This window comes from Streptomyces sp. NRRL F-5126 (genome assembly GCF_000721265.1).
Taxonomy (GTDB): domain Bacteria; phylum Actinomycetota; class Actinomycetes; order Streptomycetales; family Streptomycetaceae; genus Streptomyces.
This window is the reverse complement of record NZ_JOFZ01000035.1, coordinates 1-1,229: the sequence shown is the minus strand read 5'-3', so window position 1 is coordinate 1,229 and position 1,229 is coordinate 1. Positions and strand designations below refer to the sequence as shown.

Here is a 1,229-nt window from a genome sequence, read left to right as displayed (position 1 = left end):
GGGGGCGAGGAAGCGGGGGGCGGCGGGGGCCCGGCGGGTCCGGCCGGGGAGAAGGAGGGAAAGTTCCCGTCCAGCATCGAGGCGACGGCGGACGGGGACTGGAGGATCTCCCAGAACGACTGGTACGGGCAGATGAACGCCACGCTGAGCGGCAACAAGGCGAAGGCGTTCATCCTCGCCTACGAGGCCAACAACTGGACCGAGTGCGCGCAGCTCGTTGCGGACGGGTGGAACATGCCGGTCGCGAGCCAGATCGACACCGCAGCCTCGAACGTCGAGAACGTCTCCTGGAACTGATCCGCCGGGGCCTGCACGCTCGCCGTGCGGGCCCCTCTCGTGGCCTCGTGACGTCACGAGGCCACGGGGTCACCTAATCGACTGAATCCCCGCCATAGAGCCACCGGCAGGCGGCAGGATGAGCCAACATCGCCCCACCGACGAAGGAGAAACACCATGAACGCGTTCGACCAGATGGCCGCAGCCCAGCACCCCCTGGGTGTCGCCATGCAGATCGCCGACGTCACCCTGGACCTGCGGGAGGCCCTGGCCGAGGAGTACGACGGCGACGTCCAGGAGGCCGCCGCCGACAGCGACCTTCGCCGCCGCTGGGCCGAGGCCGAACCCGAGACGCGGGCGTGCCTGCTGCTGAGCTTCGCCTGGCACTCTCGCGAGCACGACGTCACCGTGACCGACGACCACGGCGGGGCGTACGCGGAAGACCTCCACCAGTACGCCGCCGCCTTCGAGGGTGGCTCGGAGGCGTTCCACGGTCCGCGGTTCCCCTCGATGCCGCTGCCCGGCCAGGCGGGCGCGCTGGCGTCCTCCGTGGCCTTCGACCGCGACGACTGCGACACGTCGCTGAAGACCGTGCTTCTGCTGATGGCGCCGGTCTGCCACGGGCCGCGTGCGGAGCCGGTCGGCCTGGACGTCCTCTCGGAGGACGTTCGGGCCTCGCTTCCGGCCGGCACCACGGCCGCGCGGTGCAGCGGCTGCGGGGAGATCCGGATCAGCCGTCCCGACGTCCCGCTGGACGAGTGGAAGAACCACTGGCCCGACGAGTGCGAGGCGTTCCAGGCCGACGGCGGGCGCTGCCCCGCCCCCCTTCCAGAGGGCCCCCGCCGACATCCGGCGGGGGCCCTCTGGCCTGTCGCGCCCTCTGTCGCGCCGCCCTGTCGCGTGGGGTCCTGTCGCGTGCTGTGAGCTGGGCTGAGACACCGAAACCCCTGCCC

At 71.6% G+C, this 1,229-nt stretch carries 2 protein-coding genes; both read left to right on the top strand.

From position 1 onward, the window contains the following. A partial coding sequence (locus tag IH48_RS33855) for a hypothetical protein (RefSeq protein ID WP_037843960.1) occupies positions 1 to 297 on the top strand: 297 nt, incomplete at its 5' end. Positions 298 to 453: 156 nt separating this feature from the next. Beyond that, the gene (locus tag IH48_RS0132115) at positions 454 to 1,200 is read left to right on the top strand and encodes a hypothetical protein (protein ID WP_030912830.1); all 747 of its coding nucleotides are present in this window, start codon (positions 454 to 456) and stop codon (positions 1,198 to 1,200) included. Positions 1,201 to 1,229 lie beyond the last annotated feature (29 nt).

Coding starts and splice junctions, on each gene's coding strand:
- IH48_RS0132115 (WP_030912830.1), top strand. CDS start 454: ATGAACGCGTTCGACCAGATGGCCGCAGCCCAGCACCCCCTGGGTGTC.